Annotated in this window: 25 protein-coding genes; 9 read left to right on the top strand and 16 right to left on the bottom strand. The window is 46.1% G+C overall.

Going from position 1 to position 24,318, the window contains the following annotated elements; all coding sequences use genetic code 11:
• Positions 1-42: 42 nt before the first annotated feature.
• Genes holA through leuS form a run of 3 tightly spaced genes read right to left on the bottom strand, consistent with a single transcriptional unit; the run spans position 43 to position 4,077 of the window.
• The gene (gene holA / locus ASC49_RS01360; protein ID WP_055461412.1) at positions 43-1,071 is read right to left on the bottom strand and encodes a DNA polymerase III subunit delta; all 1,029 of its coding nucleotides are present in this window, start codon (positions 1,069-1,071) and stop codon (positions 43-45) included.
• Between the two features lie 2 nt (positions 1,072-1,073).
• The gene (locus tag ASC49_RS01355) at positions 1,074-1,583 is read right to left on the bottom strand and encodes an LPS-assembly lipoprotein LptE (protein WP_055461411.1); all 510 of its coding nucleotides are present in this window, start codon (positions 1,581-1,583) and stop codon (positions 1,074-1,076) included.
• A 46-nt stretch (positions 1,584-1,629) separates the two neighbouring features.
• Positions 1,630-4,077, bottom strand: coding sequence for a leucine--tRNA ligase (leuS, locus tag ASC49_RS01350; protein WP_055461410.1), 2,448 nt, complete (start codon positions 4,075-4,077; stop codon positions 1,630-1,632).
• A gap of 159 nt (positions 4,078-4,236) precedes the next feature.
• Between leuS and ASC49_RS01345 the strand changes: the two genes are divergently transcribed.
• Positions 4,237-4,644 carry a hypothetical protein gene (locus ASC49_RS01345; RefSeq protein ID WP_055461409.1) on the top strand — a complete coding sequence of 136 codons (408 nt, stop codon included), beginning with the start codon at positions 4,237-4,239 and terminating at the stop codon, positions 4,642-4,644.
• 41 nt (positions 4,645-4,685) lie between these two features.
• Here the strand turns inward: ASC49_RS01345 and lnt are convergent, their stop codons facing one another.
• From lnt to miaB, 5 genes are read right to left on the bottom strand one after another with little or no spacing between them, the layout of a single operon-like run.
• Positions 4,686-6,239, bottom strand: a complete 1,554-nt coding sequence (gene lnt, locus ASC49_RS01340; protein WP_072242013.1) for an apolipoprotein N-acyltransferase — start codon at positions 6,237-6,239, stop codon at positions 4,686-4,688.
• 1 nt (position 6,240) lies between these two features.
• A complete protein-coding gene (locus tag ASC49_RS01335; RefSeq protein WP_055461408.1) occupies positions 6,241-7,107 on the bottom strand; it encodes an HlyC/CorC family transporter in 867 nt (288 codons plus the stop codon).
• Between the two features lie 11 nt (positions 7,108-7,118).
• A complete protein-coding gene (ybeY, locus tag ASC49_RS01330; RefSeq protein ID WP_055461407.1) occupies positions 7,119-7,580 on the bottom strand; it encodes an rRNA maturation RNase YbeY in 462 nt (153 codons plus the stop codon).
• A 2-nt stretch (positions 7,581-7,582) separates the two neighbouring features.
• A complete protein-coding gene (locus ASC49_RS01325) occupies positions 7,583-8,632 on the bottom strand; it encodes a PhoH family protein (RefSeq protein ID WP_055461406.1) in 1,050 nt (349 codons plus the stop codon).
• 8 nt (positions 8,633-8,640) lie between these two features.
• Positions 8,641-9,999 (bottom strand): tRNA (N6-isopentenyl adenosine(37)-C2)-methylthiotransferase MiaB, encoded by a 1,359-nt coding sequence (gene miaB, locus ASC49_RS01320; protein ID WP_055461405.1) that lies wholly within the window; start codon positions 9,997-9,999, stop codon positions 8,641-8,643.
• Positions 10,000-10,187: 188 nt separating this feature from the next.
• On the opposite strand from miaB, the gene ASC49_RS01315 reads away from it, so the two are divergent.
• The gene (locus ASC49_RS01315; protein ID WP_055461404.1) at positions 10,188-10,880 is read left to right on the top strand and encodes a hypothetical protein; all 693 of its coding nucleotides are present in this window, start codon (positions 10,188-10,190) and stop codon (positions 10,878-10,880) included.
• Between the two features lie 16 nt (positions 10,881-10,896).
• Here the strand turns inward: ASC49_RS01315 and ASC49_RS01310 are convergent, their stop codons facing one another.
• A complete protein-coding gene (locus ASC49_RS01310; RefSeq protein WP_055461403.1) occupies positions 10,897-11,355 on the bottom strand; it encodes an EVE domain-containing protein in 459 nt (152 codons plus the stop codon).
• Between the two features lie 117 nt (positions 11,356-11,472).
• Between ASC49_RS01310 and ASC49_RS01305 the strand changes: the two genes are divergently transcribed.
• The 3 genes from ASC49_RS01305 (at position 11,473) to ASC49_RS01295 (ending at position 13,914) form a co-directional block, all read left to right on the top strand.
• Positions 11,473-12,591 carry an HD domain-containing phosphohydrolase gene (locus ASC49_RS01305; RefSeq protein WP_245624598.1) on the top strand — a complete coding sequence of 373 codons (1,119 nt, stop codon included), beginning with the start codon at positions 11,473-11,475 and terminating at the stop codon, positions 12,589-12,591.
• Positions 12,592-12,699: 108 nt separating this feature from the next.
• Positions 12,700-13,554, top strand: coding sequence for a histone deacetylase family protein (locus ASC49_RS01300; protein ID WP_211261999.1), 855 nt, complete (start codon positions 12,700-12,702; stop codon positions 13,552-13,554).
• Positions 13,555-13,644: 90 nt separating this feature from the next.
• Positions 13,645-13,914 (top strand): hypothetical protein, encoded by a 270-nt coding sequence (locus ASC49_RS01295; protein WP_055461401.1) that lies wholly within the window; start codon positions 13,645-13,647, stop codon positions 13,912-13,914.
• 10 nt (positions 13,915-13,924) lie between these two features.
• Here ASC49_RS01295 and ASC49_RS01290 read toward each other — a convergent pair whose 3' ends face one another.
• Both ASC49_RS01290 and ASC49_RS01285 read right to left on the bottom strand, forming a co-directional pair.
• A complete protein-coding gene (locus tag ASC49_RS01290; protein ID WP_055461400.1) occupies positions 13,925-14,242 on the bottom strand; it encodes a cupin domain-containing protein in 318 nt (105 codons plus the stop codon).
• Positions 14,243-14,366: 124 nt separating this feature from the next.
• The gene (locus tag ASC49_RS01285; RefSeq protein WP_055461399.1) at positions 14,367-14,849 is read right to left on the bottom strand and encodes a LabA-like NYN domain-containing protein; all 483 of its coding nucleotides are present in this window, start codon (positions 14,847-14,849) and stop codon (positions 14,367-14,369) included.
• Between the two features lie 200 nt (positions 14,850-15,049).
• Here ASC49_RS01285 and ASC49_RS01280 point away from each other — a divergent pair, with 200 nt between their 5' ends.
• From ASC49_RS01280 to ASC49_RS01270, 3 genes are all read left to right on the top strand, one after another.
• The gene (locus ASC49_RS01280) at positions 15,050-15,289 is read left to right on the top strand and encodes a hypothetical protein (protein ID WP_055461398.1); all 240 of its coding nucleotides are present in this window, start codon (positions 15,050-15,052) and stop codon (positions 15,287-15,289) included.
• A gap of 158 nt (positions 15,290-15,447) precedes the next feature.
• A complete protein-coding gene (locus ASC49_RS01275) occupies positions 15,448-16,095 on the top strand; it encodes a DUF2959 domain-containing protein (RefSeq protein WP_055461397.1) in 648 nt (215 codons plus the stop codon).
• A gap of 211 nt (positions 16,096-16,306) precedes the next feature.
• Positions 16,307-16,606, top strand: a complete 300-nt coding sequence (locus tag ASC49_RS01270; RefSeq protein WP_072242012.1) for a cysteine-rich CWC family protein — start codon at positions 16,307-16,309, stop codon at positions 16,604-16,606.
• A gap of 65 nt (positions 16,607-16,671) precedes the next feature.
• Here the strand turns inward: ASC49_RS01270 and ASC49_RS01265 are convergent, their stop codons facing one another.
• Genes ASC49_RS01265 through ASC49_RS01255 form a run of 3 tightly spaced genes read right to left on the bottom strand, consistent with a single transcriptional unit; the run spans position 16,672 to position 20,747 of the window.
• A complete protein-coding gene (locus ASC49_RS01265) occupies positions 16,672-17,289 on the bottom strand; it encodes an RluA family pseudouridine synthase (RefSeq protein ID WP_055461396.1) in 618 nt (205 codons plus the stop codon).
• A 9-nt stretch (positions 17,290-17,298) separates the two neighbouring features.
• Positions 17,299-20,127: an RNA polymerase-associated protein RapA gene (gene rapA, locus ASC49_RS01260; RefSeq protein ID WP_055461395.1), complete on the bottom strand. Its 2,829-nt coding sequence runs from the start codon at positions 20,125-20,127 to the stop codon at positions 17,299-17,301.
• A gap of 2 nt (positions 20,128-20,129) precedes the next feature.
• Entirely contained in the window at positions 20,130-20,747 is a 618-nt protein-coding gene (locus ASC49_RS01255) for a YigZ family protein (protein WP_055461394.1), read from the bottom strand.
• Positions 20,748-20,799: 52 nt separating this feature from the next.
• Here ASC49_RS01255 and ASC49_RS01250 point away from each other — a divergent pair, with 52 nt between their 5' ends.
• Positions 20,800-22,110 (top strand): DNA recombination protein RmuC, encoded by a 1,311-nt coding sequence (locus ASC49_RS01250; RefSeq protein WP_055461393.1) that lies wholly within the window; start codon positions 20,800-20,802, stop codon positions 22,108-22,110.
• Here the strand turns inward: ASC49_RS01250 and ASC49_RS01245 are convergent.
• Positions 22,107-23,270, bottom strand: a complete 1,164-nt coding sequence (locus ASC49_RS01245; RefSeq protein WP_055461392.1) for a cation diffusion facilitator family transporter — start codon at positions 23,268-23,270, stop codon at positions 22,107-22,109. The genes ASC49_RS01250 and ASC49_RS01245 overlap by 4 nt on opposite strands.
• A gap of 144 nt (positions 23,271-23,414) precedes the next feature.
• Positions 23,415-24,317 carry a recombination-associated protein RdgC gene (locus ASC49_RS01240; protein WP_055461391.1) on the bottom strand — a complete coding sequence of 301 codons (903 nt, stop codon included), beginning with the start codon at positions 24,315-24,317 and terminating at the stop codon, positions 23,415-23,417.
• Between the last annotated feature and the right edge of the window lies 1 nt (position 24,318).

Below are 24,318 nucleotides of genomic sequence, written 5' to 3'. Positions count from 1 at the left end.
TTAGGTGGCTTTTTGATACACGTCAATGACATGGCTACCTGATCAAAGTACATCAAGCTCAGTTGCGACGGGCTTGATGCCGCAGAACATGAGGGTTAGGTTACGAAACCCTAGTTCTATGTCTGGTCCCTCAAGTCCTTTAATACTTTGGTCTAGTAGAGCGATATAACGCTGCATATAGGCGAGACTGTTCAGCGGTAATCGTTGATAAGCACTTTCATAAATTGGAACGCGCTTGTCCCAAATACGTAGTTTTTGGCAGGCATTACGCAAGCCTTGTTGTTGAGCTAGGGAGGCCAGTTGATTGAGTGTGTCCAGCTCGCGGTTGTACAACCAGAGCAAAATGCTGTCTTCTATTCCTTCTGCACGCAGTTGGCTCAAGCAATGTAGTGCGTCTTTAAGCTTGCCGGTTAATAAGCGATCGCTTAAATCGTAGATAGAATAGCGACTGGAGTCGGCCACACTTTCAGCAATGGTTTGTTCATCCAGTTGTGCACCTGGGCCATGACTAAGTAAGAGCTTTTCCAGTTCTTGTGATAGGGCAAGTAAGTTGCCTTCACCCCGTTCGCACATAATGGCCGCTGCTTCACGAGATAAGGTAAGGTTTAACGACTTAGCCCGTTGTTGTACCCATGCGGGTAGGCGATTGCTTTCAATTGGCCAGACTTGAACAAAAGTGCCAGCTTGCTCGAGGGCACTGAACCATTTGGTTTTTTGGGTTTTAGCATCGACTTTCGGCAATGAAAGTAACACTACATTGTCGAGGCTTAGAAGATGCACGACTTGTGCTAAGGCTTTGCTGTGTTTTTCACTAAGCTTATCTATTTGAATGTCGAACAAGCGTCTTGAAGAGAAGAGAGACAAAGCTTGCATTTCATTGATGACGTCCTGCCAATCAAACTGAGCATCGGCAACAAAACGTAAGCGCTCTTCGCTGCCTTGTTGTATTGCTGAACGACGTACCGTGTCACAGGTTTCTTGACACAGTAGAACTTCGTCACCGGAAACAATGTAGATAGGCTGCAGCCCTTTTTCTAAGGACTGCGTTAACTGATCGGGGCGAATTTTCATCGTTAGAAAGTCGCGTAGTTTAAATCGTAAACTAGCTCATCAGCGAGTTGGCCGCTGGCACGTTGCATCTGCTCAGCATTATAAGCCGACTTAAGGCTTTGTTCTGCGTCTTGGTTATTCAACATAATGGAGGTGCTAATAGTACGAGGGCCCCATAGGGCTTTGCCTTGTTCATCGCGAACAAAGTAGGTAGCACTAATTCGGCGCTCCACCTGAGTAATATCATTATCCGCAGCACGAGCCATGACCGTGTCTTTCACATCCAATGGGTTAACCTTGAGTTCATACAGGTTCTCGCTAGGCGTACCTTCTACAACATGAATGCCCGCTTGAGCTAGGGCAATGCGCAGGTCACGATCAAAGTCTTGCGACCCCGTACCCAGCAGTAGGGTTATTGATTGCAATTGCGGCGGTACGTGAGTTTGGCCGCGTAACTGAAAACCACAGGCAGACAACAGTAGGGCCAATATCAGGATGGGAATAAACCAAAAAGTTCGTGCGTGCAAAGTCATATACATTCCATAAAAAAGGGATGGCCTAAGCCACCCCCTGTGTCACTTAGTTAGCAACGATATTGACCAAACGTCCTGGTACGACGATCACTTTACGAACCGTTTTACCTTCGATGAATTTAAGAACATTTGGGTTAGCCAGTGCTTGAGCTTCCACTTCTTTGTCATCAGCGTTTGCCGATACAGTGATCTCAGCACGTTTCTTACCTAGTACTTGAACGACGATAGTTAGCTCGTCTTTGACTAGTGCTGCTTCATCCACTTGAGGCCATGCTGCATTGACCACATCAGTGCCATGACCAAGCTCGCTCCATAGTTGGTGAGAAATGTGAGGTACGATTGGCGATAGCAATAATACTGCAGCTTCCAACGCTTCACGTTCAACGGCAAGGCCTAGTTCAGACTTGTCTTCGAACTTGCTGATCTCGTTGCAAAGTTCCATGACCGCAGCGATGGCTGTGTTGAAAGTCTGACGACGTTCGATGTCATCACTTACTTTGCTGATGGTCTCGTGTGTTTTACGACGCAGTGCTTTTTGGTCGCCATTTAGTGCTTCAGCGTCCAGTTTACCTGGTGTGCCAGCATTATTGTGGCGGTAAGCCAATGACCATAGGCGACGAAGGAAGCGTGACGCACCGTCTACACCGGCATCGTTCCACTCTAGTGACTGTTCTGGTGGCGCCGTGAACATGATGAACAGACGAACGGTATCCGCACCGTACTTCTCGATCATCTCTTGAGGGTCGACGGTGTTGCCTTTAGATTTCGACATCTTAGTGCCATCTTTATTCACCATACCTTGTGTTAGTAGGCGAGTGAATGGCTCATCAGACTTAACTAGGCCTGCATCACGAAGCAATTTGTGGAAGAAACGCGCGTACAGCAAGTGTAGGATCGCGTGTTCAACACCGCCGATGTATTGGTCAACTGGAAGCCAGTAGTTAGCTTCTTCCGTTAGCATGGCATCATCTGACTCTGGGCAGCAGTAGCGTGCGAAGTACCAAGACGATTCCATAAAGGTGTCAAAAGTATCCGTTTCACGCTCAGCTGGCTCACCGTTGTAAGTCGTTGCTGAGAACTCAGGGTTGTTCTTGATAGGTGAGTTAACACCGTCCATGACAACGTCAGTTGGTAGAACCACTGGTAGCTGATCGTGTGGTGTCGTTACCACAGAACCGTCTGCTAGATTGATCGTTGGGATTGGCGCGCCCCAGTAACGCTGACGGCTAACACCCCAGTCACGTAGACGGTAGTTTACTTTGCGCTCGCCAATGCCTTTTTCAGTCATAAATGCACAGATAGCATCGAATGCTGCGGTGAAGTCTAGGCCATCGAATTGACCAGAGTTGCAAAGGATGCCTTTCTCTGTGAAGGCTTCTTTTGCTAGGTCAATGGCTTCGTCCCCAGCTGGCTGGATCACTTGTTTAACTGGTAGACCGTATTTCGCCGCAAATTCGTAGTCGCGTTGATCGTGGGCAGGTACAGACATCACTGCGCCAGAACCGTAATCCATCAAGACGAAGTTGGCAGCGTAAACTGGTACAGATTCGCCTGTTACTGGATGAATAGCTTTAAAGCCAGTATCCATGCCTTTCTTCTCAACGGTCGCAAGATCGGCTTCTGTAGTCGAAGTATGCTTACTTTCTTCGATAAAGTCTGCAAGGGCTGGGTTAGATTCAGCCGCTTCTAAAGAAAGAGGGTGCGTTGCCGCAACGGCCACGTAAGTTACGCCCATCACAGTGTCTGGACGAGTCGTGTAAACCGATAGGCGCTCTTCTTTGCCTTCAACACCAAAGCTGAACTCAAGGCCTTCAGAACGACCGATCCAGTTACGCTGCATGGCTTTTACTTTTTCTGGCCAACCGTCTAGTTTGTCTAGATCGTTAAGCAGTTCTTCTGCGTAATCCGTGATTTTGATAAACCACTGTGGAATGTGTTTACGCACCACTTGTGTGCCACAGCGCCAGCAGCCACCGTCTTCAACTTGCTCGTTAGCAAGAACGGTTTGGTCTTCTGGACACCAGTTCACAGCAGAAGTTTTCTTGTAGGCTAGACCTTTCTCGACTAGTTGAGTGAAGAACCATTGTTCCCACTTGTAGTACTCTGGTTTGCAAGTCGCGATTTCACGATCCCAATCGTAACCAAAACCTAGCTTTTTCAACTGTCCCTTCATGTAGGCGATGTTTTCATCGGTCCATTTTGCTGGGGCAGTTTTGTTTTTGATCGCTGCGTTTTCTGCAGGCATACCGAATGCATCCCAACCCATTGGTTGCATTACGTTTTTACCCAGCATACGCTGGTAGCGAGAGATCACATCACCGATGGTGTAGTTACGCACATGCCCCATGTGAAGTCGGCCACTTGGGTAAGGGAACATGGATAGGCAGTAGTATTTTTCTTTTGAGGAATCTGCTACCGCTTTAAATACTTTGTTTTCATCCCAATAGCTTTGTGCAGCGGTTTCTATCTGCTGCGGACTATATTGTTCTTGCATGTGCTTTGATCATCCCGTAATAGGCGTTAAGTTTGTTTGGCGAATCAATACTGTACATCGCTTTAACGCGAGTTTCGCCAACAGAAAAATGAAATATCCGCTATTTTATATAGATGAGGCGCACAATAGAAGGCGCATAACGATGGAGTTGTACAATCTATGAAAAAAGATACTGATCAAGACCTAGATTTAGTGGAAGAAGCCAAGAAAACACTTATTGGTGCGAAAGATTGGTTGCTTGAAGACGTCGAGTTGATGAAAGCTTATTGGCACGATAAGATGGGCTATATGGAAGCTTGGGTGGATGCTAACTGGCATCTCGTCAAAGATCAAAGTGAGGAATTGGTGGAAGACTTAGATGAGCAAGAAGACATTGCCTTGCTATGGTTGATTAACCACGCCAACAATAATCCAGTTCCGCTAGAGAAATGTGTCGTGGCTGGCAAAGAGGCTCAAGCTGGACGTTATATTTGTATGGACTGTGGCCATGAGAATAGCCACGCGGGCGGTATGCTCGATACTTGCGAAGTCTGCCACTACGGTGTGATGTATTACCAAGGCGAATAGTCCTCTTAGGCTCACATCCACCCAGTTAGAGAGCCGGCCCCTTAACGGCGCGGCTTTCTGACGGGTATAAAGCCAAGACCAATCAATAAAGCAAACAATAGCCAAAGAGCAAGGTTGCCATTCATTACGTAAGGCGTGTTGCCATCCACTGTGGCGATCGACCCCGTTAAGGTTGCGCGAACAAATTGCGGTAGTTCACTCACGATCTGGCCATTGGTGTCAATGATGGCGCTAACCCCTGTATTGGTAGCTCGAATCATATAACGGCCCGCTTCTTTGGCGCGAAACTGTGCGATTTGAAGATGCTGTAGCGGCCCAATCGAGTGACCAAACCAGCCATCGTTACTGATAGTGAGCAACACATCACTGTCACGTACCATTGAGCGAACCAAGTCTGGATAGACCACTTCATAACAAATAAACGGCGCTACACTGAGTTCTCCCGCTTGTAATGTCGGTTGATTGGCTGGACCTTTACGGAACTGCGACATCGGCATACCAAATAAATCAAAGATCGGGCCAAACCAGTCTTCTAGCGGTACGTATTCACCAAACGGCACCAGCTTCTGTTTCTCATAGACGCCAAAACCATTGCCCGTCGCCCACACGCTGTTGAAATAGCTGTTACGTTCTTTATCCCACACTGGCACACCGGTGATGACGGTAGTGCCTTGCTTTTCTAAGTCTTCAGAAAAAGGCTTTAGATACGGTTCTACTTGGTGCAGGACGTAAGTAATTGCAGTTTCCGGCCAAACTACGATATCGCTTTGGATATTTTCAAAGGTTGCTTGCTGATAATAGGTTAGCGTTGGTGCGGCGGTTTCTGGTAGCCACTTAACGTCCTGAGCCACATTGCCTTGTATCAGGGTTACACTGTGCGACTCCTTTTCAGTGACATAATTGGGTGCGCTGAAATTCAACGCACCGGCGATGAGCCATAGTAGTGATGCTGTTACTAGGTATCGCAAGGACTGACCGAGGAAGAGTGTCATGGCAAAAGCGGCAGAGGTGAGTAATACCAAAGCACTGGTTAACCAGATGCCGCCAATGGGGAGCATCTCAAACAGCCAGCTTTTTTCCGCAATATAGCCAGGTAATAGCCAAGGAAAACCGGTGAAAAGGGTGCTTCTTAGCCATTCAAACAGCAATACCAAAGCCACAAACAAAGGCACGCGAAAGCTTAAAGCCAAGTATTGACGTAGCTTACTGTAGGCGATACCCGCCAGTCCCCAATAAAGAGCCGCAGCGGCGATAAGGCCTAAGGTGATCAGCAGGGAAATGGCAATGCCGACTTGCCCGAAGTTGGCGATGCTAACGTAGACCCAAGAAATGCCACTGCCAAATAAACCCAAAGCAAAACTAAAGCCGAAACTAAAAGATTGTTTGAGGTTTTTTGAACTTTGCCAAGCCAGCATTAAATAGCTGACGGCCAATAAGTAAATTGGCCAGATATAAAAGGGAGCAAAGCTTAGAGTTGATAGCGCACCTGCTATGAGTAAGCCTAGGCAATGCAGTGCAGGGCGAGTCTGAAAAGAGTGTAGGAGGCGTAAACGCCACCCCGTTACATCCGTTGTTAAGGTGGCGTTGGTGTTCATATTACAGTATTGATTCTTCGCTTACTTTAGAAACCTGTAGTGTTTTTACGCGACGTCCGTCTGATTTCACCACATTGAAATGGAAGTTTTCAAAAGTGATTTCCTCACCGCGAGAAGGTACATGGCCAAACTGCTGCACAATGATGCCGCCGATGGTGTCGAACTCTTCTTCACTGATGTTGGCGTGGAAGTATTCGTTGAAATCTTCTACTGATACCAAGGCAGGTACAAGGTAAACACCTTCTTGAGCCGTAGCTTGAATGTTTTCGTTTTCAAGGCGATCGGTTTCGTCCTCGATCTCACCAACGATTTGTTCTAGCACGTCTTCTATGGTCACAAGACCTGACACACTACCGTATTCATCCAAAACAATGGCCATGTGGTAACGCTTGGTGCGAAACTCATTCAGCAATACGTTTAGGCGTTTACTTTCAGGAATAAAGTTCGCAGGGCGAAGTCGATCAAGAATGTCTTCTAGCGTGATATCACCTTCTTTAAACAGCAAAGGTAACAAGTCTTTTGCTAGCAGAACACCTAAAATCTCGTCAGAGTCTTCCCCAACAACAGGGAAACGCGAGTGAGAAGAATCAATTACCTTACGGATGGACGTTTTTGGATCATCTTCTGACTTGATCACTACCATTTGCGATGGCGGAATCATAATGTCGCGTGCCTGAACTTCAGAGACTTCCAACGCGCCTTCAGCGATGGTGTAAGCATCGCGGTCGATCACGTCAGATTTTACTGCTGTTTGCAGTAATTCGATGATGTCCTGACGGTTGCGCGGCTCATCATGAAAGGCTTGTGCTAATCGTTCAAACCAAGATTTCTGTTGATCGTTAGAACTTCCCGATCGGTCTTCGCTCATAGTGGTGAAACTCACTCGTTAACAAAATAAGGGTCAGGAATGGAAAGCGACGCCAGAATTTGCGTTTCTAACGCTTCCATTTCCTCTGCTTCATCTTCATTTATATGATCATAGCCGCGTAAATGCAATACGCCGTGCACAACCATATGAGCCCAATGATGCAGTAAGGGTTTTTGTTGTTCTTCTGCTTCCTGCTCAACGACCTGACGACATATCACCAAGTCACCGAGTAAGGGCAGTTCAATGCCTTCAGGCACTTCAAATGGGAAAGACAGCACGTTAGTAGGCTTGTCTTTGCCTCGGTATTCATGGTTCAACTCATGGCTTTCGGCTTCGTCCACTAAACGAATGGTGATTTCAAACTCACCTTCGTTTGGAAGAGCCGCTTGCGCCCAAGTCTCGAAGTCGACTTCACTTGGGAGGCCTGCTTCACTTTCGGTTGCGACTTGAAGATCTAAAAACAGTTCTGCCACGATTATTGACCTTGCTCATTTTGTTGTGCTTCGCGCTCTGCTCGACGTTGCGCTTCTTTTTCCTTGCGCTCGGCTTCCGCTTCTTCTTCGTACTTGTCGTAGGCTTCTACGATACGTTGTACTAACGGGTGTCGCACCACATCCGCGGACGAGAAGTGCGTCATGCTAATGCCATTAACATTGTCTAGGACATGCATGGCGTGCGCCAAGCCAGAGTTAGTGCCACGCGGTAAGTCGACCTGAGTTTTATCACCTGTGATCACTGCCGTAGAGCCAAAGCCGATACGTGTTAGGAACATTTTCATCTGTTCGCGAGTGGTGTTCTGACTTTCATCCAAAATGATAAAAGAGTTATTCAGGGTACGGCCACGCATGAAGGCAAGGGGAGCGATCTCGATTACGTTTTTCTCGATCAGCTTATCCACCAGCTCGAAGCCCAACATTTCGTACAAAGCGTCGTATAAAGGACGCAAGTAAGGATCGATTTTCTGAGAAAGATCACCAGGCAAGAAACCTAATTTTTCACCCGCTTCCACCGCTGGGCGCACCAGCATAATACGTTCTACTCGGTCGGCTTCCAGTGCTTCTACCGCACAAGCTACAGCAAGATAGGTTTTACCGGTACCCGCTGGGCCAATACCAAAGTTGATATCGTGTTTACGAATTTGTTGTACGTAGTTTTGTTGGTTTTTACCCTTAGGCTTGATGTAGGCCTTGCGCGTTTTGATCACCACTTGGCCACTGTCTGCTTTGCCTTTAGAAAGAGACTCGATGGCACTTTCTTGAAGGTATAAATGAATCGCTTCTTTGGTGATTTCTTTCTGCGCTAGCGCTTCACGGTAAATACTTTCAAGCAACACTTTAGTGGCCGCAACGCGCTCGTTGTCTTCGCCCGTGATTTCAAATAATTCACCACGGCGCGAGATTGAGACATTTAAGCGTTGTTCGATTTGCTTTAGATGTTCATCAAACTGACCACATAGAGCAGCCAATGCTGGAGCCTCAGCGGGCTCCAGTCGAATTTGTTGAGAAATTACAGATGATGTGTCCAAAATAGACCTTATTTAGTTAATTCGAAATCTGCGTCCAACTCAGAGCCGACTAATTCGCCTAGCAATGAGTTAGGGTAGGCATCGGAAATCACGACATCCGCAAACTTACCAATCAGCGCTGGATTGTCAGCGGGGAAGTTTACGATACGGTTATTTTCAGTACGTCCTTGTAGCTTGCCTGGATCACGAGGCGAATAGCCACTGACCAAAATGCGTTCAATGTTACCCACCATGCTCAAGCTAATATCATAAGCCTGTTGGATGATGCGGCGCTGTAGGATCGCTAAACGTTCTTTTTTCACTTCCTCTGGCGTCGTGTCTTCTAGCTGCGCAGCAGGCGTACCTGGGCGCTGGCTATATACGAAGCTGAAAGAGTGGTCGAAGCCGATTTCTTGGATTAGATTCATGGTGTCTATAAAGTCTTCATCGGTCTCGCCTGGGAAGCCAATGATAAAGTCAGAAGACAAACTGATACCTGGACGCGCTTCTTTAATACGGTTGATCTTGTCGATGTAGAATTGACGATCGTGGCCGCGCTTCATGTTAGACAACACCGCATCAGCACCACTTTGTACAGGCAAGTGTAAGTGACTCACCAGTTTTGGCTCAGTGCGGAACGCTTCAATCAAGCTGTCAGTAAACTCTACCGGATGTGAAGTCGTGAAGCGGATGCGCTCAACGCCAGGAATACGTGCAACCGCATGAATCACATCCGCAAGATCCATTTCATCGCCGTCTTTGTTTTCGCCACGGTAAGCATTTACGTTTTGACCCAGTAGATGAATCTCACGTACACCTTGCTCTGCTAATTGGCCGACTTCTTTCATGATGTCTTCAAAGTGACGACTCACTTCTTCACCACGAGTGTAAGGTACGACACAGAAAGTACAGTATTTGCTGCAGCCTTCCATGACCGACACGAATGCTTCGGCACCGTCTACTTTTGGCGCTGGTAGGTGGTCAAACTTCTCAATTTCTGGGAAAGTGACGTCGGTAATTGGGATCGAGTTGGCCGCTGCATCTACCATTTCTGGTAATTTGTGCAGTGTTTGAGGGCCAAAGATCATATCAACGTGCTTAGCGCGTTTACGAATGTTGTCACCTTCTTGAGAGGCAACACAACCACCGACACCGATTTTAAGATCGGGGTTTTTCTCTTTAAGCTTTTTCCAGCGGCCGAGTTGGTGGTAAACCTTGTCTTGCGCTTTCTCACGAATCGAACAAGTATTAAGCAGAAGAACGTCTGCTTCCTCTGGGTTGTCCGTCAGTTCCATCTCGTGGGATTCGCCAAGTAGGTCAGCCATACGAGATGAATCGTATTCGTTCATCTGACAGCCGTGGGTTTGGATAAAGAGTTTTTTCGCCATTGTGAAAAGTAAACCTAATAAATTTGTGCGTCATGTGACTTTGGCGCACATTATATTGAGGTTTTGGTCCGATTCCCATAGGGTGTCGGAAGGCAGCCATAGGATTTTCTAATTCTATGGTCGATAACACCCAATAATATGTAGCGTTTTATTGATATTTGCGTTCATTCACAGAGATAAAAAAGCCTATGAAGTACCTGAAATCCTCTCTTTTAGTTGGTTTGGTGACCTTAACTCCAAATTTGTATGCGGACACGGATTTGCCCAATTTTGAGGTGGCATTAGGTGGTGGTCTGGCGAAAGATGAACCTGCATTCAATATAGATCTCACCATTAATATCCCTATATCTGAACGATTTTCAACTCAGGTCAACTTGGACAGTGATTATGTCTTTGATGATCCAATCTACGAAGATTACTCTACCTCAGAATTTAATGTTATGGGGTTCTACCGACAGGAATCTTGGCGCGTAGGCGGTGGTTTAGGGGTGTTGGAAAAAGAATCCCGTGATGATTCATTTGCTTCCGACCGCGTTGGTATTGGCCATTTAATGGCTGCCTACTACTGGGATGACCTAACACTTGATTGGAAATACTCAAATTACAACGAGGATTTTGATCGCGCGGTTTCGATGGAGTTAGGGGCTATTTGGTATCCTGACGATAATCGCAGTCTGGCAATATACGCGGAAGATCAAGAGCGTGGGACTGGCTGGCGTGCCGAAGCATTTTTCCAACCAGAGAGATTTCAAGAGCGAGTAGCTTACGGGGTTGTATTTCGTGATGGCAAAGGTGCCGGATTTCCATATTTGGGTGCCGAGCTACGTTATTACTTTGACCGTAGTTTCAGTATCAAACAGCGCGATCGCTTGTTTCACTAGTGCCTAATCCCTTGCACTATTCAAACAGCATTTTTTCTTTAATGGCATGCCAGTAAAGTTCATCTACTGGCATGACACTTAAACGACTACCTTTTTGCACCAGCGCAAAGCCATCTAACTCGGGCATCGCTTTTAAAACGGCCAAGGTAATTGGTCGCTTGAGCTTACCTGCAAAGGTTAGCTCAATTTGATCCCAGCGTGGTTTTTCTGGTGTGGACTTTTCATCAAAGTATTTGCTTTCGGAATTCCAACAGCTGGGATCAGGGTGGGCTGTTTTAGAAACGGTTGCGGTACCGACAATCGCGGGCGTTTTACAGCTGGAGTGATAAAACAAAACTGTATCGCCAAGCATCATCTGACGCATAAAATTTCGTGCTTGAAAGTTACGTACACCATCCCAGTTTTCATGCTGGCGATGTTTCAAATCGTTAATTGAAAACTCATCCGGCTCGGATTTCATTAACCAAACAGCCATATTTCCTCATTATTAATGTTGTGGATGTTGCAGAAAGATACATAGATTTTATTCATTAAGCCAAGGTTAGGCTCTACAATTGACGATGTTGTAGGAATAACCCTATTAGGAATGTAATTGGAAGAAGGTATGGGGCAGTTTGCTTGTAAAGAGTTTTCCGCGTTGGATAAAGAACTCAAAGATGACTTGCTTGAGTGTTATTTAGAGGCGCAGCAAGAAATCGAAGCGATCGTTAATGATATAGAGTCATCAGGCTTTACCCATGAAAAGCTTGATAACTTATTTCGCTCTTTACATAGCATGAAAGGCAACTGTTCGGTTTGTTTTCTTGATCCTCTAGTCGACGCCTTGCACCGTCTTGAAGAAATTGTTGATGGTATGCGTGGTGGTTACATTGCTTACGATTCACTATTGGGGGAGCTGATTAATTTAGTGTTGGACAAAATCCTGCATTTACTACGTCAGCTGCACCAATTTCATGGAGCAGACACTGCATTACTCAACTTCTTACAAGCCTATCTCGATCAAATCTATGCAGAGGAAGATGCCGTAACACGCGTTCAACTTGCAGAAAGCTTTTTAGCGAAAATGAACGATAAAGACGCTGCTGAAGAAGAAAAGGCCAAACAAGAGTCTGAGAGTCTAGTGGTCAAGGTTGAGTTCGATGATGTTCAGCAACAGGATATTTCCCACTTTCGCCAGCTCAGTTATCGCTTAAATAAATTGTTGGGCTATTCACCAGAGCGCGGTGAACGAATTTTGAAATTGAGTCAATTAATTAACCAAGAATGCTCTGAACCCGTCGATAAAGCACAACTTGCTGCAGCAGCCTACATGCATAATATGGGCTTGGCGATGATCTTAAAATGCGGAGACGATGAAGAGGCTAAGCAGCGCGCTGAGCATAACCATCCAATGGTGGGAGCACAATTGCTCAGTAAACACGAGGGCTGGGATCAGGCTTCGGAAATGGTGATTACTTACAAAGAGCGCTTTGACGGCACTGGTTACCCAGAGGGGCTTGTTGGTGGCATGATCCCCCAAGGCGCTTTTGTGTTATCTATGGCGGTTCGCTTTATTGATGTGGTATGGGGCAAATCGGGTGATGAATACAAAAAAAGTGCCATGCGTGCCATTCAAAAAGTCAATGCAGAAAGTGGCAAAGGCATTCCGCCACATTTGGTTGATGCGTTTAACCGAGCGGTGCGAAAACTACTGGTCGCCAAACGTCGTTAACGCTAAGGTAGAGACACGTTTTAGCAAGCAAGATCGGTTATTTTGAAGTTACCTCTCGTTTTTCACCCCCATTACAGCATTCCATTTCCTCAGCGCCATCGTTTTCCAATGGCTAAATTTCGTCTGTTGGCAGAACATTTACGTGCTCAAGGTTTAATGGATCATGATAATTGCTATGAGCCAGGCCCCTTATCGCTTAAAACGCTAATGCAAGCCCATGACCCAGAGTATGTTCAGCGCTTTATTCGTGGGCAGCTGACTCAGGCAGAAGAAAAAGACATCGGTTTGCCCTGGAGTGAGTGGTTGGTTGAGCGAACCTTGCGGGCTGTGTCAGGTACCTTGCTCACCACAGAATTAGCCTTGGAGCATGGTTTAGCCTGTCATCTTGCTGGAGGTACACATCATGCTTTTCCGGGGCGAGGATCGGGTTTTTGCATTTTTAATGATTTAGCGGTAGCTGCTAGGAGCTTGGTTGATACAGGGAAGGCTAGCAAAGTATTGATCATTGACTGCGATGTACATCAAGGTGATGGTACCATTGCGTTCTTTGAGCAGGACCCTAATGTAATCCCCGTATCATTCCACTGTGACGACAACTACCCCATGGTGAAACAGTCTGGCGGTGTTAATATCTCAGTGAATAAAGGCTGTAATGACGCGGATTATTTAGCCTTGCTACAAGCGCATCTACCTTGTTTACTGCAACAATATCAGCCTGACTTTGTGCTCTATGACGCTGGCGCTGATGTTCATAAAGATGATCGATTAGGTCATGTCCAATTAACCGATGAGGGCATATTTGCTAGGGATCGTTATGTCATTGATTTGGTCATGTCGGCAGCGGTTCCCATTGCCTGCGTCATTGGTGGCGGATACGACCATGATCACCACAAAATCGCGGCTCGACATGGTTTGCTCCATCTCGCTGCGAGTCAAGTCTGGCAAACCCATAACGCTAAGTAGTAAATTGTATCTAGATTGCAAAGATCGTAGACAAGTTCTCAATGAAGACTAATATTGGCTTATTGATTCAACCTATTCAGGTACAAGGTTATGCAAATTTCCAACAGTGGTGGTACTTATTATGGCCAATTAGGCCTTCAGCGCAGTCAAGATAGTTTGCAACAAGCCAGCGCTCAGGTCGCAGACGCCAGTACTGCTTTACAGAGTGTTTCAGATACGGGCAACGTCGCTAATCCCCAGGCGGATATTCAAGATGGCTTGATAAATGCCAATGTCAGTGAATTAAACGCCAAAGCGAATGCTAAAGTGATTGGTGCCGCAGACGATATGATTGGCACCTTGATTGATATAAAAGTGTAATAGTACGACTTTAAAAGAAAACCGCTATCCATATCGTCGCTTGCTCGGCTGACGTTTTGATCACTCGATGCTTTTCATGAGCTTTAATTAACAGGTGATCACCAGCCTCCAGCTTGATAATCCGAGCGTCTTCAAAAGCAAGCACCCCATACCCTTGTAGCACCGTCACCCATTCATTTTCGGACTGGTTATACCATTCGCTGCTGAGCTCGCAGTTTGCAGGAGAAACGATCCTCTCAATACGGACGCCATCAGCCTTAACCAAGTCTTCAAATTGCTCTTTGGATGAATTGAACGCTAAATTGTTAAAAATGTTCTCGACCTTCACTACACATCCTTTTTTATTATTCTCAGAAATAAAAACTGCCACAATATTAACTAGTTAACGTTACAAATTGATCACATTACAAAGTATTATGCAATTCTAATATTCTGAAAGAGTGGTCAACATTTCACTTTTTAGATAATAAAAATGGAGCGTCGATCTCAATGAATCGACTTGCGGCTTGAATCAGTGACGTGGCGCTTAGGGTCGATACACCATACACCTCAACGGTTTTTCCAAACCGTTCGCGAACCTTATGGACTAATAAATCAAAATCGCCGTCCCCTGATACCAGCACCACGACATCTACATCTTGTGCGTATTCTATGACATCAAGAGTAATGCCAACGTCCCAATCGCCTTTAGCGGATCCGTCGGAACGCTGTATAAAAGGTTTAGTTTTCACTTCAAAACCAATATTTTGTAGGATTTTCTGAAAAGCTCTTTGTTTTGCGTCACCACGGTCAATGGCGTAGGCAAATGCTTTAACGAGCTGGCGTTGTCCCGTCGCGTGTTGCCAAAAAGCCTGATAGTCAAAATGACGCTGAAAAGCTTGTCGTGTCGTGTAGTAAACATTTTGAACATCAACGAAGATGGCTACTTTCTGCATGTTGGACTCATTCGATGGCGGAAAATAAATCAGCATAACGGGTTTCTCCGCTGACGTCAGGTATAACATTGATTTATAAATTGTTTCACTGAAAAGGGGAATTGACTTAGAGCAAGGGCGCTCCTGAATGCATTTTACGAATTAACACAATTAAAAAATGCCTGCTAAGCTTATTTGACTGCCAGTGGGAGGGATGCGCCATGAAAAGCTCAAAACTTTTAACCTCTAAGCAAGGTATGATGGAGCTGCAAAAGAGGCCATTTGTAATGTCTGATCAGATGTTGCTAGAGGAAGCGCTGACATTGTTAGACGATAACCTCAACCAGCTTGAAAAACTGGATGGGGAATTGGAGCGAAGTATTCAGCAGCTAAGCCAGATTCAAAAGCAAACGTCAGAACGAGCCAAGTTAGAAGATTGGTTTGCGCAAGTGATGCAGTAGCCTTGTACAACTTTAAAAGCCCTGCTTAAGGAATTAAGTGGGGCTTTTTATGCTATGTGCGATTTTTCTAAGTAAGTTTCGCCATAAGGTTGTAATCCCATGCAACAGCCGCAAAAATATTGCCTATGTCACATTAAACCAATTCAAAGGAAGTCAATATGAAATCTCTGGCCATCAAAGCTGCTGGCGCACTTTTGCTGATGTCTCTAGCGGGGTGTCAAACTGCCTACTATGGCGCAATGGAAAAGATAGGGCTTGATAAGCGTGATATCTTGGTGGATCGAGTCGAAAATGTTCGCGATAGCCAAAAAGACAGTCAAGAAGAGTTTCAAGATGCTTATCAGCGACTAGTCATGCTAACCGATTTTGAGGGCGGAGATTTAGAAGACGTCTACGACGACTTGAACGATGACTATGAAAGCAGTAAAAGTGCTGCTGAACGCGTATCAAAACGTATTGATGATGTGGAACAAGTAGCGGAAGACTTGTTTGATGAATGGGAAGAGGAGCTTGATCAATACAGCAATGCGAAAATGCGTCGTGTTAGTGAGGCAAAATTGAATGATACCAAGCGTCAGTTCAATCAGATGCTACGTAGTATGCATCAAGCCGAAGCGAAGATGGCGCCGGTACTCGCTACATTGAATGACAATGTGTTGTATTTAAAACATAACTTGAACGCCGCAGCAGTGAGCGCAATTAAAGGTGAGTTTGCCAATTTAAAAACGGATATCTCTGGTCTTATCAAGGATATGAGTAAAGCCATAGATGAGTCGAATGCGTTTATTGCAACCCTAAAGAAATAGTTACAAGGAATCGAGAAAGGCCGCATTTTAAGATGCGGCCTTTTTGCTGCTTAATCGTCCTGCGCCAAAATACTGTAATCTCGACCTTGATTAGAGGGCGTTATAGTTTGTAAGCCAATCGCCCCAAGTAAATGACTTTATTGCAAATTCATGACTGATAGCCCTAAATAAATGTCGGTTTTGCTCGATACAGTATTTATGACAAACTGGTATGAGTGCCGAAATTATGAGCTCGATCGATTCAACGCGTTGTCCACTCTGTGGCGAGAATAATCAATGTGCGGTAACCCTAGGTCAAGATCCATCGACCTGCTGGTGTCATCAGCCTGATATTGTTATTGATAAGGTATTGCTATCAAAAATTCCTTCCGTTGCACAAGGTAAGGCTTGTATTTGCAAGCAGTGCGTTGCATTCGCAGCCCAATCACGACAAGGAGAGCAGGCAAACCTTAATGGCCTTTCCAGCGATGCACACTTAGATAGCTTTTTTGATACGCTAAAAAAGTCTTAGACAGCCGTCTTTATGAAAGGCTATAAGGAGGTCTGTTAGGCTGCCGAGTGCGACCTAACGCTTTGTTAAAAAGGACAGGGCGCGACAAACTTTACCCAGGCATTAGTAAAGGGGTGATAAAACTCTACGCGATAAGCATGCAGTAGTAGTCTATTTTCTTCCGTAGTAGGTTCAAAGTCATAGAACTCATCCCCTAAAATTGGATGTCCCAAACTCTGCATGTGAACACGCAGCTGATGCGATCGACCAGTAATGGGTTTTAAGCTGACTCGGGTATGACCGTCTTCAAAACTCAATGGTGTCCATTGGGTGATCGCGTCTTTGCCCCATTCTGTGCAAATCATTTGCCTTGGTCGGCGCTCCCAATCACAGCGCAATGGTTTGCGAACTTCCCCCCATTGCCCCTTGATTTCTCCTCGAATGATAGCGCGGTATTCCTTTTGCACATGGCGCTCACGGAACTGCGCATACATACGTTTCTGGCATTCTAGGTCTTTGGCGATCAATATAAGACCCGAGGTGGCGTAATCCAATCGATGAATGGCATGGGCTTCTCCGAACATCTGCTCAGCTCGCGCTACAATCGAATCGTGTTTATCTGCACCGCGTCCCGGCACAGATAAACACTTGGCTGGTTTGTCGACCACAACCAGCCATTGGTCTTCATAAAGAATGTCTAACACTGGTGCAAATTACTCAGGCTTCGTCGTCAAAATGATACGAATTGCATCCAAGCGAATTTGATGCTCATCAATACGTACGAGACCTTCATTTAGATAGTTCTCGTATTCGGCAATGTGCTCATCGCGAATTGCTGGGTTCTGCTGTTGTAATTCACGTAATCGCTCAATCTCAGCTTGCCATTTGCGCTGGTAAGCTTCTTTTGCCGCATGCACCGTCGGGCGCGCTTGGTCTTGAGCTTTCAGTTGATGACCTTGCAGAATATCCAATAGCTGAGAGCGCAATGCGGCCACCCATTGTTCTGCTACGCGGTTGGGTACGCCTTTCAATTTTTCAGCCCATTTGTCAGCGGTAAATTGACCGTGTAGGAATTTGCCGTTGGCATCTGATAATTGCCAAATAGGCGTCAAAGGTAACGTTTGCGCCAGCTTCAAGCGCGGGTGCCCAGTGGCTTCAATGACAAACATACTTTCCACTAATACCGTGCCTTCTGGCAACGCGGCAATCGGCAGAATCGCAGACGTTAGCTTACCGGAATCGAAGCCTTGTACTTCATCCATCAACATGGTGATCAATGGGTGTTCCCATGTGGCAAAAGCAACGTCTTCACGTTGGCTAGCTTGACGGCGGTCGAGCATCAGCATTTTGCCTTCCTCTTCGATACCAGGTAGGGCTTCCAGCATCATGTCGGTAGATGGGCGAATAAACCATGCGCCTTGTTCTGGTACGTCGTTAACGCAATCTGCGTAGATGTTAAAGGCATGAGTGACTTGCTCAATGTAATCGTGCAGACCATGGGTAGCTTGCGCATTGATTTGATCGATCAATGTTTTGGCAACCGTTGGACGACAAGAAGACATTTCTAAAAGACGGTTACGGCCTTCCTCCATCTGTTTTAGAAGCGCTTCATGGTAAATGTAAGCTTCTTCCAGTAATGCTTTGTCATCGTCATTGCCGAATAAAAAGGCTTGTAATTGTTCTCGGAAAGCATTGTTCACTTTGTCGCCAGAGCCTGTGGTACGGTTGAAGGCATTCAATGCGTTGTGATACCACTGATACAAGCGCTCTTGCACACTACCTTCTAGGTAAGGTACATGAATTTGAACCGTGCTGGTTTGACCAAGACGGTCTAGACGACCAATACGTTGTTCTAGTAGGTCAGGGTGTTCAGGTAGATCATACATCACCAAATTATGGCTGAACTGGAAGTTGCGACCTTCACTACCGATCTCAGAGCATACCAATACCTGCGCACCTTCAGGGTCAGCAAAGTAAGCCGCAGCACGGTCACGGTGAATGAGTGGCATCTGTTCATGGAAATCCGCACTTTGGAAACCAGCAAACGTCAGTTGATCATTTAACCAACGCGCCATATCTGCGGTATGACAGATGACTAACACTTTGGTTTTCGCTTTTTGATCGCCTAAGAACTCTTTTAGCCAATGCCAGCGTGGGTCAGCTTCCCAAAAACCGTGGTCAACTTCATATTCTGGCAAAACATGGCGCTCTGCACTGGCGAAGGCCTCGTTATTCATCAATGGGTAAGCGTTTAGATTACGCTCAGGGAAGCCTCCGATCGCTGCGCGAGTGTTACGGAACATTTCACGGCCAGTACCATGACGGTCAATTAGCCAATTGACTGCGTCTTGGGCTGCACTGATTAACTTCTCTTGATGACCGGAAACTAGGTCGGCAAACCAGTCTTTCGACTGAACTTCGTGGAAGTAATCGGCAAAGATATCATTCCAATCCGGTAGACTAAGGTCTGCGTCAGCTTCAGTAAATGGTAGGATTTGCTCGGCAAGTTCGGCAGCGCGTTTGAACTCATTTTGCTGGGCTTGGTATACCTCGAAGCTATGGTAGTGCTCGCGATCCAACAGTTGTAGGCGGGAGAAGTGCTCGCGCTCACCTGTTTGCTCTGGTGTTGCACTCAAGAGCAATAGTGACTCAGAGGTTAGTGCCAGTTGCTCAACTAGCTGGTAAGCAATGCTAGGGGTGTCAGGATCCCAAGCCAAGTGATGGGCTTCGTCAACGATTACCATATCCCATTCGGCAGACAGCATGTGTTTTGCCACTTTGCCATTGGTTGAGACAAAGTCGATTGGCGCAATCACAAATGCCTGACCTTCAAATGGGTTGTCGTCCCCATCCATGTAGTCTTCGTATACGCTTTCATTAATCAGCGTAAACGGTTGGTTAAAGCGGCGTAGCATTTCTACCAACCATTGGTGTTGAAGGTTGGTTGGCGTCAAAATTAAAGCGCGCTCAGATAAACCATTGAGCACACGGTGGTGCAGGATCAAACCAGCTTCCAACGTTTTACCCATACCTACTTCATCACACAGCAAGGCACGAGCCGCTGGGCGGTTAGCAATATCATGGGCCAAATAAATTTGGTGCGGTAACAACTCAGCTTTTAATCCCATCAAGCCACGTACAGGGCTTGCTGAATGAGCTGCTTGGTGTTCTAGGGTCTTACGGCGTAGGTCAAACCACATGCGGCGGGCAGGGGACAACGCCAAAATAGAATCCAACTCATTCTTGTCGTTACGCGGGAATTGAATTTCGGATTCGTCGACCCACTCGTCGCCGATTTTGTATTCCATCAGAGAGTCAAATTCTCGAACTGCTTCAACCGTGTGTGCTTCCCCATCAAAAATCAATTGATCGCCTGGAGTTAAGGTACGACGTACTAAACTGGTCTGTGAAACCGCATAGTTACGCTCATTTTCTGCATCGGAAAAATATAAGACAAAAGATTTAGGTTGTAATTCAATAATGATGCCGATCCCTAAGTCAGGTTCGTTTCGGCTGCTCCAACGTTGTCCAATTTGGTACATAACTACTCTTTTTCGTCTTCAATAATCTTAATGTTGCCCTGACATAAATCGATCAGAGCCTGTCTTTGTTCTGGCCAAGTGCGCTCAATCACCGCGAGCGTTATTTCAATGTCTTCGGAAAATTGTTTGTCATCCACATCAATGTCGCTGTTCTCTAACCAATATTCCACCTTACCTAACAAAGGATAGGCGATCTTGATGAAAACGGTTTGTCGCGGATAAATTTCTTGCCATTCAACCTTATCTAAGGCTTCCACAACCGCTTGGCTATAAGCACGAACTAGCCCACCTGCACCGAGTTTAATGCCTCCAAAATACCGGGTCACCACGACAGTGATCTCGCCAAAGTTTGAATGCTGTAATACATTCAGCATAGGCTTGCCGGCAGTCCCTTTGGGCTCGCCATCGTCACTTTGATCCCACAAGTGCACATTATTCGGCGCACCCGCTACAAACGCCCAGCAGTTATGATTGGCATCTGGGTAACGCAGATTCATTTCTAAAATGAACGCTTTAGCTTCGTCTCGGCCACGGGTGCGGCGCACGGTCGTAATGAACTGGCTGTTCTTAATTTCCAGATCAAAGCGCTGTTCGTGTGTTGGGCTCTGGTAGTAATCCATGTAAACTTCGCTTAGCGATTGTTTTTAAAAGTAAAATGGCGGGCTGAATAAAATGACAGACTGGTTGCAACAATCTGTGTGGATTGCTTTGGGATGTGTTGTTGGTGTTGCTATCACGACCGCCATCGCGGCCAGTATTGTACAGAGAATCCAGCGTAAGTGGCAGGCTGAGCATGAAAAATCTGTGCAGGAATTGATACAAACACGCCAACTCTTCGAACGTTCTCAACAAGAGGTGCATCAGCTTGAGAAAGAGGCGCTGACATTAGAACAACAGTTTGCTGCGGCGCAGGAAATCTGGCAGCAAAAAGAGCAGTTTTTGGAACAGCAAAAGCGCCAAAACGAAGTGCAGTTTAAGCAACTCGCGCAAGATATTATGCAGCAGCAGGGCGTGCGCCTTGCCAATGAAAATGAACGCCAGCTGCACGCATTACTAACGCCTCTGGGTCAGAAAATTCATGAATTCCAGCAGCGTGTTGAGCAAAGTTACGACCAAGAGGCGCGTGAGCGGTTTTCTTTAGTCAAAGAAATCAAGAATCTGCAAATGCTTAACCAGCGTATCAGCGACGATGCCATGAGTTTGACCGAAGCACTAAAAGGTCAAAATAAAATTCAAGGCGGCTGGGGAGAGATGATTCTGGAGCGAATTTTAGAGCGCTCAGGCTTAGAGAAAGGCCGCGAGTACGAAGTGCAAGTATCGCTCAATAACGAGGAAGGGAAGCGTTATCAGCCCGATGTGATTGTCCACTTGCCGGAGAGCAAACAGATTATCATCGATTCCAAAATGGTCTTGGTGAGTTATCTGGCTTATGTGGAGGCGGAAGATGAACAGCAGAAACAACAAGCCTTGCGTCAACATCTAGACGCGATTCGTCGTCATATGAAAGAGTTAAGTGCGAAAAATTATCACGATCTAAAAGGCATCACCTCGCTCGACTTTGTGATTATGTTTATCCCAATCGAGGCGGCTTATGGGTTAGCGCTGCAAGCGGAAAACGGCTTATTTTCAGAAGCTTTTGAGCACAATATTATTATTACTGGGCCGTCAAACTTGTTGGCCACACTGCGAACCGTACAAAATATCTGGCGCAACGAGAAGCAAAGTCAAAACGCCTTGGAAATTGCCCGTCAAGCGGGGGCAATGTACGACAAGTTTGCTGGCTTTGTCCAAGATATGGACGAGATCGGCACCCGTATTGATGCGTTAACTCGAAGTCATGAGCAAGCCATGAAAAAACTGACGATAGGGCGCGGCAACCTTATTAGCCGAGCGGAGCGTCTGCGTCTCATGGGAGCGAAAACCAACAAACAGCTGGCGCTCCCAGAAGACGATCAAGACTTCAATGATGAAGGTGAGGATTAATCCTGTAACCACAGTACCTTATGATCCTTGCCATAAGGAATGTTCTGCAGGTCAAACAAAATGCTTTGCGTCACCTTGCTTAAATCCGTGCTCGGTGCTTGTGCTGCTTTGGCAATAAGGTGGATGTTGAGCGTTTTATTTAGGTAATGCAGTTGAGTTTGTTCAAGGTCGATATAATCGCGGTGCGCGCGCAGCATAAAGCCTAAATCGGCTAGGATCTGGTCTCGTGCAGGAAGTTGCAGGGCTGGTGGTCGACCTGTGTGTTCATGATCTAAGGTGTCTTCTGCCTGAATATGATCATCGGTATCTACGTGTACCATTACATCTTGTACTTGTGGATGGGCTTTTTTGATCGTGTACACCACTAGATCGCTAAGATAATGGCCTTCGCTAACGGTCGCATGAGCAGGCACGTGGATGTGCATGTCTAAGAAAATTTTGCCAGCCATGGAACGAGCACGGATATCATGAGGTGCCATGATGTTTTTTAAGCCCGCAGCGGTTTCTCGAATTTGCTCTATGGTCTTAGGGTCGGGAGCGGTATCGACCAGTTCTTTTAAATTATCCCAGATCATCTCCACGGCAATTTTACCGATGAAAAAGCCGACGATCACGGAGGCGACTCGGTCGGCCCAAGCGTAACCAAAATAGACACCAATTAAGCCTGCTAAAACGGCAACCGAGGAAAGCGCATCACTGCGACTGTGCCAAGCATTGGCAACCAGTAGTTTGCTGCCAATCTCTTCTCCTGCACGTTTAGTGTAGTGGAAAATAATTTCCTTGATAACAATGGTCAGGATTACCGCCGAAACGCCGTACCATGTAGTGGTTGGTGAGCTTTCGTTATTGAAGGATTCGAATACAATCCCTGTTGCCACGACTATCAGCACTACGCCGAGAATAACGGTTGTTAAGGTCTCAAAACGAAGGTGTCCGTAGGGATGGTTTTTGTCAGGTGCTTGGCGTGCATTGTTAGAAGCAATGATGACGAATACGTCGGTGACTAAATCCGATAAAGAGTGAATCCCATCCGCTACCAGTGCTTGTGATTGGGATAGCCAACCCGCAATGATTTTGGCAATGCCGAGAAGCGTATCCCATATAGCACCCACGATGGTAACTCGTTGAGCTATTTGCTTTTCTTGTTGCATTTTTGACATGATGTCAGGTCCTATCGAGTTCTTAAAAAAGGCTGTTGAAGGAAATTTAATAGCATAGAAAAGGGAGAAAGCAGGCTGATACTTGCTGTTGCTAGCATTGCCGTCTTTCTCCCCATGGTTATCCACCCAAATTGTGGAAAACTGTTATTCGTCGACGATCTCGAACCACAGTTTGTATGACTCAAAAAACTCGCGAATGGTTAACGACATAAGTGAAAAATTGGCATCCATATCTGACAATGCACCGCCCTGAGAATCGTTAAACGCTGATTCTTTTAGAGTATCGTCGAATTTTACTTTCTTTAAAGTTAAGTCACTATTAAGAACAAAGGACATTTTATCGGTCCAGCGTAGGGCGAGATTTTTCACACTCATGCCTTGCTCAAGATGGCGCGTAACATCCTCTGAAAGTGGCTCAAGGGATTTGAAGCGGATTTTGGCTTTATCCTCAGATGAGTCTTCAATTTCACATTCATCGCCTGTTTCGAGGCTCGCTGGAACATCGTTTTTCATCAACCAATCAGTCATCACCATCGCCGGTGAAGCTTGTGCTTGCAGAGGCACCATAGGAAAGCTTCCTAGTGTAGTTTGCAGCAGTTTGAAGAGTTGTTCTGTCATACCAGCATTAGTGCTGTTGAGAACCAATAATTTCGCTTTTAAATCAATGTAGGCCCAAATGTCGGTGCGTTTGGCGAAGGCTTTTGGACGTAAGCTAAACACAAGCTCATCTTTAATATCAGCTTTTTCTTTACGGCCTACTTTGCGGCCTTCCACCACTTCGATTTCAGAGACCTTGGCTTCGAGCTCTTCTCGAATGACCGCGCTGGGTAGAACTTTTTCTTCTTTACCCGCACGGATCAGGAGACAAAGATCGCTGGCAACAGACCATTGTTCACTGTTGCGGATGAGCGGCATCCAGCCAAAGGTAAATTCATCCTGAGAACCACATTCTCGCAATGGATGTTCAGGAAGCTTGGCGATCAAATCGGTACTGCTGAAATTTTCCGTGTCTTTGAGTTGGAATATTTGTAAGTTCTTAAACCACATG

Source organism: Marinomonas fungiae, assembly GCF_001418205.1.
GTDB lineage: Bacteria > Pseudomonadota > Gammaproteobacteria > Pseudomonadales > Marinomonadaceae > Marinomonas > Marinomonas fungiae.
The sequence above is the reverse complement of the archived record's forward strand: the minus strand, read 5'-3'. Positions and strand labels throughout refer to the sequence as shown.